Annotated in this window: 13 protein-coding genes; 4 read left to right on the top strand and 9 right to left on the bottom strand. The window is 67.9% G+C overall.

Annotation, left to right across the window (positions count from 1 at the left end):
- Positions 1 to 92 precede the first annotated feature (92 nt).
- Both ACQPZQ_RS33920 and ACQPZQ_RS33915 read right to left on the bottom strand, forming a co-directional pair.
- Complete coding sequence (locus ACQPZQ_RS33920) at positions 93 to 1,142, bottom strand: LLM class flavin-dependent oxidoreductase (RefSeq protein WP_433287670.1); 1,050 nt, start codon at positions 1,140 to 1,142, stop codon at positions 93 to 95.
- Between the two features lie 171 nt (positions 1,143 to 1,313).
- Positions 1,314 to 1,796: a MarR family winged helix-turn-helix transcriptional regulator gene (locus ACQPZQ_RS33915; RefSeq protein ID WP_433287669.1), complete on the bottom strand. Its 483-nt coding sequence runs from the start codon at positions 1,794 to 1,796 to the stop codon at positions 1,314 to 1,316.
- Between the two features lie 267 nt (positions 1,797 to 2,063).
- On the opposite strand from ACQPZQ_RS33915, the gene ACQPZQ_RS33910 reads away from it, so the two are divergent.
- From ACQPZQ_RS33910 to ACQPZQ_RS33900, 3 genes are all read left to right on the top strand, one after another.
- Positions 2,064 to 3,011: a helix-turn-helix domain-containing protein gene (locus ACQPZQ_RS33910; RefSeq protein ID WP_433287667.1), complete on the top strand. Its 948-nt coding sequence runs from the start codon at positions 2,064 to 2,066 to the stop codon at positions 3,009 to 3,011.
- Between the two features lie 397 nt (positions 3,012 to 3,408).
- Positions 3,409 to 3,858 carry a DUF5313 family protein gene (locus tag ACQPZQ_RS33905; protein ID WP_433287665.1) on the top strand — a complete coding sequence of 150 codons (450 nt, stop codon included), beginning with the start codon at positions 3,409 to 3,411 and terminating at the stop codon, positions 3,856 to 3,858.
- Positions 3,859 to 3,949: 91 nt separating this feature from the next.
- Positions 3,950 to 4,438 (top strand): SixA phosphatase family protein, encoded by a 489-nt coding sequence (locus ACQPZQ_RS33900; protein WP_433287663.1) that lies wholly within the window; start codon positions 3,950 to 3,952, stop codon positions 4,436 to 4,438.
- 8 nt (positions 4,439 to 4,446) lie between these two features.
- Here the strand turns inward: ACQPZQ_RS33900 and ACQPZQ_RS33895 are convergent, their stop codons facing one another.
- From ACQPZQ_RS33895 to ACQPZQ_RS33875, 5 genes are all read right to left on the bottom strand, one after another.
- Positions 4,447 to 5,658, bottom strand: a complete 1,212-nt coding sequence (locus ACQPZQ_RS33895; protein ID WP_433287661.1) for a serine hydrolase domain-containing protein — start codon at positions 5,656 to 5,658, stop codon at positions 4,447 to 4,449.
- On the bottom strand, positions 5,655 to 5,780 hold the full coding sequence (locus ACQPZQ_RS33890; protein WP_433287659.1) for a hypothetical protein: 126 nt from the start codon (positions 5,778 to 5,780) through the stop codon (positions 5,655 to 5,657). Before ACQPZQ_RS33890 ends, ACQPZQ_RS33895 begins: the two co-directional genes overlap by 4 nt.
- A gap of 58 nt (positions 5,781 to 5,838) precedes the next feature.
- A complete protein-coding gene (locus ACQPZQ_RS33885; RefSeq protein WP_433287657.1) occupies positions 5,839 to 7,167 on the bottom strand; it encodes a ferredoxin reductase family protein in 1,329 nt (442 codons plus the stop codon).
- A gap of 271 nt (positions 7,168 to 7,438) precedes the next feature.
- Positions 7,439 to 7,867, bottom strand: coding sequence for a VOC family protein (locus ACQPZQ_RS33880; RefSeq protein WP_433287655.1), 429 nt, complete (start codon positions 7,865 to 7,867; stop codon positions 7,439 to 7,441).
- Between the two features lie 2,198 nt (positions 7,868 to 10,065).
- Entirely contained in the window at positions 10,066 to 10,890 is an 825-nt protein-coding gene (locus tag ACQPZQ_RS33875; protein WP_433287653.1) for a YmdB family metallophosphoesterase, read from the bottom strand.
- 299 nt (positions 10,891 to 11,189) lie between these two features.
- Here ACQPZQ_RS33875 and ACQPZQ_RS33870 point away from each other — a divergent pair, with 299 nt between their 5' ends.
- On the top strand, positions 11,190 to 12,632 hold the full coding sequence (locus ACQPZQ_RS33870; protein WP_433287652.1) for an MFS transporter: 1,443 nt from the start codon (positions 11,190 to 11,192) through the stop codon (positions 12,630 to 12,632).
- A gap of 21 nt (positions 12,633 to 12,653) precedes the next feature.
- Here the strand turns inward: ACQPZQ_RS33870 and ACQPZQ_RS33865 are convergent, their stop codons facing one another.
- Both ACQPZQ_RS33865 and ACQPZQ_RS33860 read right to left on the bottom strand, forming a co-directional pair.
- A complete protein-coding gene (locus ACQPZQ_RS33865; RefSeq protein WP_433287650.1) occupies positions 12,654 to 12,869 on the bottom strand; it encodes a DUF397 domain-containing protein in 216 nt (71 codons plus the stop codon).
- A gap of 110 nt (positions 12,870 to 12,979) precedes the next feature.
- On the bottom strand, positions 12,980 to 13,918 hold the full coding sequence (locus ACQPZQ_RS33860) for a helix-turn-helix domain-containing protein (protein ID WP_433287648.1): 939 nt from the start codon (positions 13,916 to 13,918) through the stop codon (positions 12,980 to 12,982).
- Positions 13,919 to 13,973: the final 55 nt, after the last annotated feature.

The raw sequence follows: 13,973 nt of genomic DNA, 5'->3' as shown, positions 1-13,973 counted from the left end.
ACGGTGACCTTCGTTGCACTGCGCGCCACCGGCTGACGAGGGCGCAGAAGTCGGCAGGAGCTCGCCGTTTCCCGCCCAGGTCACGGAGGTTTTCAGGCGAGAAGCTCGCGGACCTGCGGCGCCACCTTCGTCCCGAACAGTTCGATGTTGGTCATGAGCTTGTCGTGCGAGAGGCCGCCGATGCCGTACTTGAGGTCGAACCGCGTGGCCCCGACGGCGGTCATGTTCGCCGCGATCTTCTGGGCGACGGTCTCGGGTGAGCCGACGTAGAGCGCGCCGTCGGGCCCGATGTCGTGCATGAACGACTCCTTGGTCGGGATCCGGAAGCCGCGGGTCCTGCTGACCTGCGTGATCACCTCGAGGTAGTGCGGCCAGAACTCCTCGGCGGCCTGCTCGTCGGTGTGGGCGACGTGTCCGGGTGAGTGCACTCCGACCGGGCGTGCCGGCTGTCCGAGCTGCTTCAGGGCGTGGGCGAAGAGCTCGGAGAAGGGCGCGAAGCGTCGGGGTGAGCCGCCGATGATCGCGAGCATCAGCGAGAAGCCGTAGCGGGCGGCGCGGACGACGGACTGAGGGCTGCCGCCGACTCCGACCCACGCCGGGAACCGGCCCGACTCGACGTGGGGCACCACGTCCTGATCGACGAGCGCGGCGCGGGTCTTGCCGTGCCACGTGACCGGTCCACCCTTGAGCAGTTCGGCGAACAGGTTCGTCTTCTCCTCGAACAGCTCCTCGTAGTCCGCGAGGTCGTAGCCGAAGAGCGGGAAGGAGTCGACGCTGGAACCGCGGCCGAGGATCACCTCGGCGCGCCCGTTCGATACGGCGTCGAGCGTCGAGTAGCGCTGGAAGACGCGGACGGGGTCGTCGGAGCTCAGCACGGTCACGGCGGATCCGAGCCGAATGCGCTCGGTGCGCGCTGCGATCGCGCCCAGCACGACGTCGGCCGCGGACAGCGGCATGTCCGGGGTGTGGTGCTCGCCGATGCCGAAGAAGTCGAGTCCCACGGCCTCGGCCTGCACGCCTTCTTCGACGAGGTTGCGGATCGCCTGGGCGTGCGACACGAGCCGACCGTGATCGTCCCGGGCGACGTCGCCGAAGGTGTCGAGGCCGAGGACGATCGGGAACTGGGGGTCGGGGGCGTTCATGATGATTCCCTTTTCGTGCTGGAGCGAGGTGGATGGTCTTCAGGCGGTCGGCCGGACGGCCGGCGCGAACTCAGGCCGGCGCCACCACATCGGCGTCGAGACCGGCTTCGGTCGCCGCCCTTGCAAGGGTCGAGCCGATGTGGCCCGCGGCGAGTCGCGGGGACGGGTGCGTCATGACCGTTCGGTCTCGCGGTCGAGGTGTCGGCGGATGGCGTCGAGGATCTCGGCCAGCGCGTCGAACTGCGCGGGGGTCAGCGCGTCGGCGAAGTGCCGCTTGATCGCTCGCAGGTGTGGGGACGATGCGCGGCGGAAGACGTCTGCCCCGTCTGCGGTCAGCGACACCAGTGCGCCACGGTTGTCGGTGGGGCACTCGTCGCGCCGGATGAGGCCGCGCCGTTCCATCCGTCCGAGGTGGTGCGAGAGGCGGCTCCGCTCCCACTCCATCATCGCCGCGAGCTGCGTTGACCGTACTTCGCGTCCCGCGGCCTCACTGAGCGCGAGCAACACCGCGTAGTCGGCAGGCGAGAGGTTCGATTCCTGCAGCTGGGCGCCGAGGATCCGCCGCAGGTCCGCGGTCGTGTCGAGCAGCGCCCGCCAGATCCGTAGCTCTCTCGATGTCATGCGCCGTCGCACGACCGGGACGTCAGTGGTCATCGCCCCTCCTTTTGAGGATGCGTCAACAATAAGGTCAGATGGTGACGCATCAACTAGGAGAAGCCGTGCGGTACCTCACTTTTGTCCAGCTCGAGCCGAGACCACGACGGTGGTGCGGCGATCTGCGCACGCGTTCTCGCAGCGAAGGCCGGTGACTGCCCGTCTGGGCCCAGCCCCTACTCGTCACAACAACAGCCGTTCAGGTAGCACCAAGAGCACTCGCAGTGCTTCTACGTGGGCGGATGGCCCGGAGCTAGCCTCGGGGCCGTGCAGATTTGGGAGTTCTCCGGTGAGGAGTACGAAGACGTCACCAGGGAGATCTACACACCGATGATCGCTCGGACGGCTCCCGACTTCCGCGGGTGGTCGGCCGTCCAGGAGCTGGGCGAGGCCCTCACGCTCTCTCGATCGCAGTTCCGAGGGCAGATATCCGCGGTCCGGACCGACCGGATGGCGGCGAGAGCGTCAGCCGATGACCTGATGCTCTTCTCCGTACGGCAGCTGGCCGGCCGGGGCTACGTCCGCCAGCACGACCGCCTCGCCGAGCTGGCGGCCGGTTCGGGCATTCTGATCGAGGCACGTAGCCGCTACGAGCGCGTCTCGTCGGCCGAGGTGCTCAGCGTGAATCTGCGATTTCCCCGCGAGCTGCTCCCGCTCCGCACCGCCGAGATCACCGACTGCTGTGCACGCAACATCGACCCGGCAGCCCCGGCCATGCGGATGGTGTCCGCCTACCTCGACCGGCTGTTCGAGATAGCCGACGACCTCACCGCGCTGCAGCGACTCGACGCCGGCCACGCCGCGGTCAATCTGCTCGCCATGGCGCTGCGGGACGTCACCCCCTCGGTACCGGGCGGAACCGGCTCCGAGGAGGTGTTGCTCGAGATGATGCGGGTGCACGTCAGCGAACACCTGGCCGATCCGCAGTTGCGGGTCGAGGAGCTGGCGCGCCGGCACCACGTGTCGGTCCGCCACACGTACAGCCTGTTCGCACAGATCGGGACAACGCCCGGTGCGTACCTCCGTGAGCAGCGGCTGCTCGCTGCACGGACGATGCTGTCCGACCCGAGGTACGCCCGGCTCGCGATGCCGGGCATCGCAGCTGCCGTCGGGTTCCTCGACCCCAATACGTTCGGACGGGCGTTCCGGCGTCAGTACGGCACGACGCCTGCCGGCTGGCGGCGCGAGCGCCTCGGCTCCGGACCGCCGCCGTGACCGTGCCGCAGGAAACGCATGGGTGCCGAGCAGGAATCGCATGCACGTCGAGGCCCTGAGCTGGTCGACTGTCTGCGCAGGCCAACGAGGGGTCAGGCAGACGCGAATCGGGTTGGGGGCTCGACCGAGTCGACGCTTGATCCCTTGCCCGAGGGGGTGGGGCCGGGCTGTGCACGCGGCCCGGCCCCCGCTCGTGGCCACTCGGGGCTGTCGGCGTGGCCGCACTGCTGCTCAACGCGAGGAGCTCGAAGTACGTTCGGCATGCGTAGTCGATCGCTTCTCGATCAGGACAGTCGCCCCCTCCCGGCGTAACCTCACGAACAGGGCGAACTCGCGTCGCTCTCGAGGGAATCCATTCCCGGACGGCCATGTCGTCCGGGAGATCGGAGGACCCGACATGAGGTGGATACCGCGCATACGGAACCCGGTTTCACCGGCCACTTCCGCGTCGCAGCGACGCCCTGGTCCGGCCCGTTGGTTCTGGTACGCGCTCGGCGGCGGGCTTCCGATGGCGTACCGGGAGTGGGTGCTCCACGACGTCACCTGCCGCACGTGGCCGCTGCGCCACCTGCTGCGGTTGCTCGTCCAGGTGGTGCCGGTCGCGGTCGTGCTCGTGGTCCTGATACCCGGACCGATGTCGGTGCGGCTGATGGCCGCGATCGGCGGGTCGCTGGTCGGGTTGCTGTACTCCTTCGTGTTCCTCTACGAAGCCACGGAAAGCCGAGCGTGGAAGGCGGGCTACGACCACGGCACCGCAAAGCGGGTGCGCGAGGAGCGCAACGCAGGCCGGGCACTCGCCGCGGCCGCGTCGGACTTCGAACGCCGGTGGCGCAGGCAGCATCGATGAGTCGCGAGACCGTCGGTGGCCGTGCAGAAGCGCGGATCGGCGGGAACACTCATCGAGATGACCGCGGAACTGCTGGTACAGGTTGTGCGACATGGCTGACGACTCCCACCGGCTGGTGATCGTCCGGCACGCGAAGTCGGCGTGGCCCGACGGCGTGCCCGACGAGAAGAGGCCACTGAACAAACGGGGCCGCCGGGACGCGCCCGCGGTGGGTCGCTGGCTACGGAAGCGGATCGGCCGACCCCGGGCGGTCGTGTGCTCGCCCGCGGCCCGGACCCGCGAGACCTGGGCGCTGGTGGCCGACGAGCTCGGCAAGGCGCCCGACCCGGTCTTCGACAAACGGGTCTACGAGGCGTCGGCCAGGAAGCTGCTCGCCGTTGTCAGAGACCTTCCCGACGGTGTCGGACCGGCGGTCCTCATCGGGCACAACCCGGGCCTCGCCGACCTCGTCGAGCTACTCACCGGCAAGTCGCCGGAGATGAAGACGTCGGCGATCGCAGTGCTGGACGTGGCAGGCTCCTGGGCAGACGCGAGGCCGGGTGGGGCCGAGCTCGTCGAGTACGCCACGCCCCGCGGATGACGGGCTCGTCATCGGTCAGAGCTGGCGATGATGCGTTTGGCGATCTCGTTCGCCGGCTGGGCGCCGTTGGGTGCGGCCTGCAGGTTGGTGAGCACGATCAGCGTGTTGTCGCCGTCGGGGTCGTAGCCCATGAACGACTGGTATCCGGGCAATGAGCCGTCGTGGCCGATCATCGGTCCGAACCTGGCCAGGGCGAGTCCGTACGAGGCGCTGATCCCGTTCGCCGGTGGGGGCGGCGGAAGGCTGTCGATGCGTTGTTTCTGCGTTGCGGCATCGAGCAGGCCACCCGTGACGAGCGGCTTCACGTAGGTGGCGAGGTCCTCCGCTGAGGAGATCGCCGCGCCTGCCGCCCAGGCCCACGACGGGTTGATGTCCGTGACGTCGTTGGGCACGAGGGTGCCCTCGCGGGCGGCGGCCTGCTGGTCGGGAGGAAGCGCGGGATCGGCCAGCGTGGCCACGTTCGTGCCGAACAGGTAGCCCTGCGGATGCGGGTCGAGGATGGAATTCGATGTGAGCGGCGGGAACACCGTGTTCTTCAGCCCGAGCGGGGTGAAGATCCGTTCCTGGAAAACGTCCTCGAGCCTCTGCCCGGTGATCTGTTCGATGATCATCCCGAGCAACACGGTGTTGGTGTTCGAGTAGTGAAAGCCCTGGCCGGGTGCGAAGTAAGGCGGCTGGGTCAGGGCGAGAGCGACGAGCTCCTGGGGCTGCCAGACCTTGTCGGGGTCCTCGTCCATCGTGCGGTTGAACGATTCGAGTTCGCTGTAGTTGTACAGCCCGCTGCGCATGTCGAGCATCTGCGCGATGGTGATGTCGGCGCCGTTCGGCACCCTCGGCTGGTACTTCGCCACCGGGTCCGACAGCCCGATCCGGCCTTCCTGCACCAGCTGCAGCACCACCGTGCCGGTCATCGTCTTCGTGTTCGAACCGATCCTGAAGTGGTCGCCGACCTCCACCGGGTCGTCGGTTCCGAGTCTGCGCGTGCCGAACGCCTCCAGGTACTGGCCGGCCGGAGTACGGACCAGGACGACCGCGCCCGGTACGGACATGTCCCTCATCGCTTCGGTGATGATCGGGCGCAGTCTCGTGTCGAGGTCGGACGCCGGCGCGGTGGGGCTCGGTCCGGTCGTTGTGCGCCCGTCGCTTCCGCAGGCCGAGGTGATCAGCGTGAGCACCGCGGCGAGTGCGATCACGGCCCAGAGCAGCGATCGCCCGGTCATGGCAACGCCTCGACCGTCGGGGTGGAACCGTCGAAGAATGAGCCTTCGACGATCAATTGGTTGCGCAGCTCCACGGCGTCATCATGCTGCACGGAACCGATGCCGATGCGGCTGTCACCCATTCCGGCATGATTTCCCGGTTGTCGGGTGGTCGGAATTCAGGTCCGCTCGCCGAGGCGATCAGACCGTGTCGAACTGCTCGGTGTGGATCCGCTGGCGAGGGATGCCGATATCGTCGAGCGTGGTGATCATTCCGTTGACGAACGAGCCGGAACCGCAGAGGAAGTAGTCGAGCTGGTTGCGGCGGAACGAGCCCGGCAGCACCGTCGCGAGCATCTCCGCGTCGATCCGGCCGGTGGCACCTGTCCAGCCCGGGTAGGGCTGGGTGAGGGTCGGCACGACCGTGAGGTGGAGCCGAGCCTTGAGATCCTCCAACTCCTCGGCGAACAACAGGTCGTCGGGGGAGCGGCCGCTGACCAGAAGGCGATGGGGGCGCAGGTCGCCGCGGTCGGCGAGGGTGCGCAGCATGCTCATCATCGGGGTGATGCCGACCCCGCCTGCGAGCAGGACGAGCCCGGTGGAACGCATGTGGTCGACGCTGAACGAGCCGTGCGGCCCGTCCAGGAAGACCCGGGTGCCGGGCCGCAGACGGCCCAGCGTCCGGGTGTAGTCACCGATGTGGCGGACGGTGAATTCGAGTGTGCCGTCGGCACGGGCGCCCGATGCGATGGTGAACGGGTGATCGCTGAGCAGGCCCCAGCGCCGCAGGCGCAGCCAGGCGAACTGACCAGGGGCGAACGCCAGCGCGTCGCGGCGGGAACTGCGGCGCCAGCCCGTGGGTGCGAGCACGAGCGTGCTCACGTCGTCCGACTCCGGGCGGATGCCCCGCACACGGAATCCGCCGCGCTCGGCCAGCAACGGACGCAAACACCATCGCACAAGGAGGATGACAACCAGCGCTCCGATGAGAGCGGCGAACCAGGAGCGCGCCCCGTCCTCGTGGAAGAGGTTGTTCAGGAGGACCACGTGCAGTGCGGCGCCACCGACTGCCGTCGCGGTGAGAATCAGGTGCATGATCCGCCACGCCTGGTAGGGCAGCCGCAGTTGCCGGCGCAGCACGGCGGTGAGGGCGAGCAGGATCAGTGCGAGGGTCGAGATGGTGGCGGCACGCATGCCCGGCGAGGCGTGCACCAGGTCGAGGTACTTGATGCTGCGGGCAGGGTTGGCGAGCACCACCACGAGGACGTGGGCCAGCACGAGACCGAGCAGCACCAGGCCGATGTAGCGGTGCACCACCAGGAGCTGCTCCATCCCGAGCCCTCTGGTGAGCGATCGCAACCGGGACGCCACCACGATCACGCCGAACAGGGCCGAGAGCGCTACCAGCCCCAGCACCACCGAGACCTCCAGCTCGAGCTCGGCGCGGACGCCGACCAGGAGTATCAGCGGGACCAGGGGCAGCGCCACGAAAGCCGTCACCCACGCGGCACGGACCACCACTCGCTTCACGGCGCCGGACGCTAACTTCGCGGTGCTTCCAGCACACGGAACCTGAGAATCCAGGTTGCGCTCGGTGTGCCGCGCGGTAAATCCCCGTCGACGAATGGGAGGGCAATGATCCATCTGGTCGGCAGGCACTGCGTCGAATGGCCGCACGGCACCTTAAGGTCGGTCGCCTGGCGCTGCGTTCCGCCGTCGACAGACCGGATGGCGTCGGATGGCCGCGTGCCGCTCCGTACGTCCGAGCGCCGGGGGCCGCTCGTGCCGCCGGAGGCGCCCGTCAGCTGATCGACTGCCCGATACCGAGCATGTTGCCTTCGCTGTCGCGGAACCAGACACCCCGCTCGCCGGTGCCCTTGCTCGGATAGTTGCCCGAGACCGTCGTGATCCCGTCGGCGGTGGTGCCGGGCAGGTCGACGACCTCGAACACGACGCCGCGAGACCGCAGCGCGGCGACCGTCGTCTCGATGTCGTCGACGCTCCACGCCATCTGCGTGTGCGAGCCCGACGGAGCTCCCGAGGAGGCGAACAGCGCAAAACTGCCCTCCGCACAGTGGTACAGCAGCCCGCCCGGCCGCTCCTCCGCCGGCTCGAGGCCCAGCTTCTCCGCATAGAACGCCCGCGCCCGGCCGAGATCCTGCGCCGGGAGCCTCGTGGCGACGTGGCCCTTGGCCAGCGGAGTTGTGGATTCTCCCGTTCTCGTCTCCATGACAGGTAGACCACGTGGGCGGCGCGGACTCATCGGTTTCGAGGTGCTCGCGTGCTCAGGGCGAACCCGGGGAAGGCACCCGGGTTCGGCGCTCGTGATCGGCAAGTGGGGAGCGGCAACCGCGCGAGGCGCGGGTGTGCGGCCCCGAACGGTGATCAACGCGCGGGGGTGAGTCCATGATCGACGTTTGGGGACTGGGAACCGGGCGGGATCCGGTTGTGTGGTCCCGAACGGTGATCGCGGTCGGGAGGTGGGTGGGATGGCCCCATCGCGCTGGGTGGGCGGCCCGGTGCCTGCCCATGATCGGCGTTTGGGGGCCGGGAACCGGGCGGTACGCGGTTGTGGAGTCCCGAACGGTGATCACGGTCGGGAGGCGTGCGGGATGGCCCATCGCGCTGGGCGGCCGTCCCGGTGCCCGCTCATGATCGGCGTTTGGGGACTGGGAACCGGGCGGTACGCGGTTGTGGAGTCCCGAACGGTGATCACGGTCGGGAGGCGTGCGGGATGGCCCATCGCGCTGGGCGGCCGTCCCGGTGCCCGCTCATGATCGGCGTTTGGGGACTGGGAACCGGGCAGTACCCGGTTTCGCGGTCCCAACTGGTGATCATCGTGTGGCGAGCCGGCGCCCCCGCTGGGAGACGGCCCCGCTGCTGTCCATGATCGGCAGGCCGAGCGAGAACCTTGTGTGGAAGTCGATCATCGTCGGGGCGGGCAGGTCGGCTCGGCTTTGCGGGGCCGGTCGGCCCGGGGCCGTGATCGGCGTTTGGGGACCGGCAATCGGGCGGGACCCGGCTGTGCGGCCCCAAGCGATGATCACGGTCGGGAGGCGGGCGGGATGGCCCTTGCCTCGCTGGGCGGCGGGCCACACACTCGACCATGATCGACATTTGGGGGTCGAGAACCGGGTCATACGCGGCTGTGTGGTCCCAAATGACGATCATCGGCGGCGGTGCGCCGGTGACCTGTCGGAGATGGTCCCCTTGCTGTCCATGATCAGCAGATCGGGGCCGGGAGCCGTATCGGGCGCGGTTGTGCGGCCCCAAACGTTGATCTTCGCCAGAGGGCGAGCTGGTCGGCTCGTGCCTTGCTGGGCGGTCGGCCCCGGTGGCCGTCCATGATCGACTGGTTGGACCGAGGACCATGCTGTGCACTGGAGCGCGGGGCCCAAAACCGTGATCATCGTTGGGCAGGCGGGTCGGCTGGTGCCTTGCGGGGCAGTCGGGCCTGGTGCTCGACCATGATCGGCGTTTGGGGGTCGGGAACCGGGTCATACGCGGCTGTGTGGTCCCAAATGATGATCACCGGTGGCGGTGAGCCGGCGGCTCGCCGGAGACGGCCCTCCGGTGTCCATGATCGCCGGGTCGGGACCGGCGACCGTGCCCGGCGCGGGCGTCGGGCTCATGTCGATCATCTTCCGGGCGGCCGGGTTGGCTCCACCTTCCTGGACTCCCGGCCTGGTGGCCGTCCATGATCGGCGTTTGGGGGTCGGGAACCGGGTGATACGCGGCTGGGTGGTCCCAAATGACGATCACCGCTGGTGGTAAGCCGGTTGGCTGGGGATGGCCCCTCGGCGTCCATGATCGGCTGGTTTGGACTGAGGATCGTGCTGTGCACCGGAGCGCAGGCCCCAATCGTGATCATCGTTCGGCAGGCGGGTCGGCTGGTGGTTTGCGGGGCAGTCGGGCCTGGTGCTCGACCATGATCGGCGTTTGGGGGCCGAGAACCGGGCGGTACGCGGCTGTGTGGTCCCAAAGGATGATCATCGATGCCGGTGAGCCGGTGGCTCGCCGGGGACGGCCCTCCGGTGTCCATGATCGCCGAGTTAGGACCGGGGACCGTTCCCGATGCGGGCGGCTGGCTCAATGTCGATCGTCTTCCGGGCGGCCGGTCGGTCCCGCCTTCCTGGGCTCCCTGCCTGGTGCCCGTCCATGATTGGCGTTTGGGCACCGGGAGCCGGGCCATACGCGGCTGTGTGGTCCCAAATGACGATCACCGGTGGCGGTGAGCCGGTGGCCTGTCGGAGATGGTCCCCTTGCGGTTCATGATCAGCAGATCGGGACCGGGAGCCGTGCTGGGCCCGGTTGTGCGGCCCCAAACGTTGATCTTCCTCGGGCGGCGGGCTCTCCCCGACCTTCCGGGAGACGGCCCATGGGACCCTAAGCTCGCCGACCTGTTGACCAGCATGGAACCGCGAGGGGTCAGTTGACCCGCTCGATCGCCGTGGACCGGTTTCCGTCGATCGTCACCACGACCGCGCCGAGCGTCATGGGTCCGTCGGCGAGTTCGTAGGGCGGGAGGTCGGTGATGTCTTCGCCCCGCAAGGTGGCCACCCAGTGCGCCGGGGCGATCCCGGTGACGCCGCCGAGCCGTCCGGTCATCCCCACGTCGGTGACCAGCGCCGTGCCGTGGGGGAGGAGGTGTAGATGGTGGGTGGCCTCGTGGGTGTGGGTGCCCAGCACGGCGGCCGCCTGGCCGTCCACCGCGTAGGCGAACGCCTGCTTCTCGCTGATCACCAGGCCATGGAAGTCGACGATGGTGGCGCCCTGCCGATCGACGGCCTCCCAGGCCGGCCAGAGCGGGTCGACGCGCCCCGGGTAGTCGAGCCAGCGCTGGAACATCGGCTGGGCCTCGACCACCGCGGATTTACTCATCATGTTGACCACCGTGATCGTGTGGCCGCGGACGCACAGCGCGATCGTCCCCTTGCCGGGAACCCCGGCGGGCATGTTGACCGGGCGAAGCACGCGGGGATGTGCCAGGACCTGTTCCACCTCGGCGACGTCGCCGTCCCAGGCGTGGTTCCCGCTGGTGATGACGTCCACACCGGACTCGACGAGCCGTCGCACGACGTCCTGGCTCATGCCGAAGCCCGTGCGGATCTGCGGGCCGCTGCGCAGTGCATTCTCGGCGTTGACCACGACGAGATCCACCCGCCGCTCCCGGCGGAGCGTCGGAATCCGCTCGCAGACGTAATCAACTGCATCAGGTCCGACGACGTCCCCCAGAAAAAGAACGCGCGGCATGACCGACTCCTTCCTCGTTGTCGAGCTGGTTCACGACGATTCTGCTGATCGGGACGAATCGTGGGCAACGGACTGATGAGACGTTCTGATAATCAGATCTACCGTAGGCTCAACCGGCGGCTTCTGTCATATATAGTCATTCACACAGTATGGCTTCGGCCACTCTGGGGAACCGGGTAGAGTTGTCCGTGCGTGGGTCGGCAGCGTTTCCTCGGAATTCACCGGCGTGCCATGCTCGGGCGGCATTTCCGTCGAAGGGCGTCTTGGATTGTTGACTCCGGCCGAGTTGTGTCTGGCGTATGGAGTTGCAGATGATGCGATCAGCCCGCCGTGACAGGGCGGTGCCGGTGATATCCGATCCGATCGAGGAAGCCCTCGACGATGCGCCACTGAGCCTGTTCCATTTCAGGGCAGCGATCACGGCGGGCGCGGGCTTCTTCACCGATGCTTACGACCTCAACGTCATCGGCACGGTGATGTTGCTGGTCAGACCACAGTTCGGGCTTGACGCGGGTCAGGTGGCGCTGGCGAGTAGCTCCGCGTTGCTGGCCACCGCGATCGGCGCGTTCCTCTTCGGACGGTTGGGCGACCTGCTCGGCAGGCGCCGCATCTACGGGCTCGAAGCCGCGATCATGGTGGTCGGCGCGCTGCTCTCCGCCGTCTCACCCAACTTCACGTGGTTGCTGATTGCCCGGTTCATCCTCGGCCTGGGCATCGGGGGCGACTATCCCGCGTCCGGCGTGATCATGACGGAGTACGCGAACCGCTTCAATCGAGGCAGGTTGGTGGGGCTGTCGTTCGCGTTCTACGTACTCGGGCAGATGACGGCGTATCTCGTGTCGTTGCTCATCCTGGCTGCGGGTGCGCCATCTGACCTGGCGTGGCGCCTCATCCTCGGTTTCGGCGCGATTCCGTCAATCATCGTGCTCTGGAACCGCAGGCACATGCCCGAATCGCCGCGCTGGACGTTGCGCGTGGCCGGCGACAGGACGCAGGCAGCCAATGATCTTTCAGCGTTCTCGGATCGAAGCGGCATCGACATGGTCTCCCGCCAGGCTCGCGTAAAGCTCGCATTGAGCGGCATGCTCCGGAACAAGATATTTCTCATCACGCTGGTGGGTACCGGTGTGAGCTGGTTCTTCTACGACGTGGCGTCCTACGGCAACTCGGTGAGCCAGCCGCTGCTGATCAAGAGCATCTCGCCGGCAACCGACAATGTGACGAACGTGGCGATCAACGCCCTACTGGTGATCTGCTTCGGAGTGACCGGTGCGCTGGTCGGGCTCGCCGTGATCGACCGTATACGACGAACCACGCTGCAGATCTTGGGGCTCTGTCTGTGTGCCGCATCGATGCTGCTGATCACATCGATCCCGGGCCTGACGGATACGGTGGCGCCATTCGCGGTGGTGTTCGGGCTGTCCCTCTTCGGTTCCGCATTCGGCCCGAATCCGGGCCTGATTCTGCTGAGCGCGGAGTGTTACCCGACCGCGGCGCGGAGCACCGGCCACGGGATCTCGTCCAGCCTCGGCAAGGTGGGTGCGTTCATCGGTGCTCTCCTCGCGCCGCTGGTGCTGAGCGCCTACGGCCTGCGGGTCACCACGTTGCTCGCGGGTGCGTGCTTCGTGCTGGCGATACTCGCGACCCTGGTGCTGCGGGACCCGTCCGGCGTGCCGCTGGACGCCGCTAGCGCGGAAATGGATGGCGACCTGCGCGCAGCGCCGGAGCTGGAGCCGGCCTGAGGCACCCCGTCACAGGGCGGGTTACGCCGGCGAGGGGGAGTCGAACTCGCCGTGCTTCACCCCGAGGACAAAGGCCGTCCACTCGGACTGCGAGAACACCAGGGTGCCCTGCTCCCGATGTCGACTGTGGCGCACCACGACATGGTCGTCGCGACTCCCGACCTCGACGCAGTTCCCCTGGGTGGAAAAGGAGCTGCGGATGTACAGGTCGTCCTCGGGTGTCTCCGAATGCGGCACGCAAGGCCTCCTCACATGGGTGAGGAGAGTCTACTTGGCACAGACGTTCCCACATCCGGTCCGCGGGAAGCGCTTGCCGGATGTCGACGTGGGCGTTGCCGAGATGTGACCTATTCCAGGGTCTTGACCACCTCCTCGAGCATCGCCAGGGATGCCTCGCGATCGAGAGCGGAGGACGCGAGGTCGCGGAAGAGGGCTCGGTATTCCGTGAGGTCGTCCGCGCCTTGCAGGTACTCGGCGCCCGAGCGGCCCTCCAGGTAGACCAGGTCGTTGTCCTGGCTGTCCGCTAGGGACATGACGACGAACGGACCACCGATCGCACCGCGTGTCAGCAGGGACGCCGGGGCGACCTGGATCGTCACGTTGGGGAGGCCGTTCCGGAGTTGATCAGCGATGGCAGACAGCTGCTCACGCATGACCTCGGGGCCGCCGATCGGGCGCCGGAGCACCAACTCGCCCAGCACGACATGTAGCTGCAGCGGCTCCTCGCGCCGTCTCAGGACGTTCTGACGGGCGAGGCGGAACTGGACGAACCGTTGGTGCTGCTCCGGTGAGTTCTCTCTGTAGTAGCTCTCCGCGATGGCCCGGATGTAGCTCTCCGTCTGAAGTAGTCCTGGGACCACGTCCGGCTCGTACGACTCGATGCGCGAAGCGTCCGTCTCGAACTCGACGTAGCGACGCATGTGGTCGGAGATCATCGACCCGGCCAGCACATCGCGGAACGGGCTGAACCACGCCTCGCGGCGACTCTCGGTCGCGAGTTCGAGTACTCGCTTCCGCTGGTCTTCCGTGACGATGTCAGGGCGGCGGTCGGCATAGAGATCCAGCAGCACCCCTACGTCGATGAGTCGGGGCTTCACCTTGCCGTTCTCGAGGCGGCTGATCGTCGCTGCCGACCGCTGTAGAGGCTTGCCCGCGTCGTCGAGCGTGAGCTGCGTGGTCTCCCGCAGTTCACGTAGCGCCGTGCCCAAACGCCTGCGCGCGGCAGTCGGACTCAGGCCCGGGACAGCATCGGTCTGCTCGCGGCTGTCCCTGCCGTCAGCGCCCACCCGCAGGATCCTTTCCACCTACGCGCGGCCGCCGCGGCCACACCGACCGCCGGCT

Source organism: Pseudonocardia sp. CA-142604, from assembly GCF_050948475.1.
In the GTDB taxonomy this organism is placed as follows: Bacteria; Actinomycetota; Actinomycetes; order Mycobacteriales; family Pseudonocardiaceae; genus Pseudonocardia; species Pseudonocardia alaniniphila.
The sequence above is the reverse complement of the archived record's forward strand: the minus strand, read 5'-3'. Positions and strand labels throughout refer to the sequence as shown.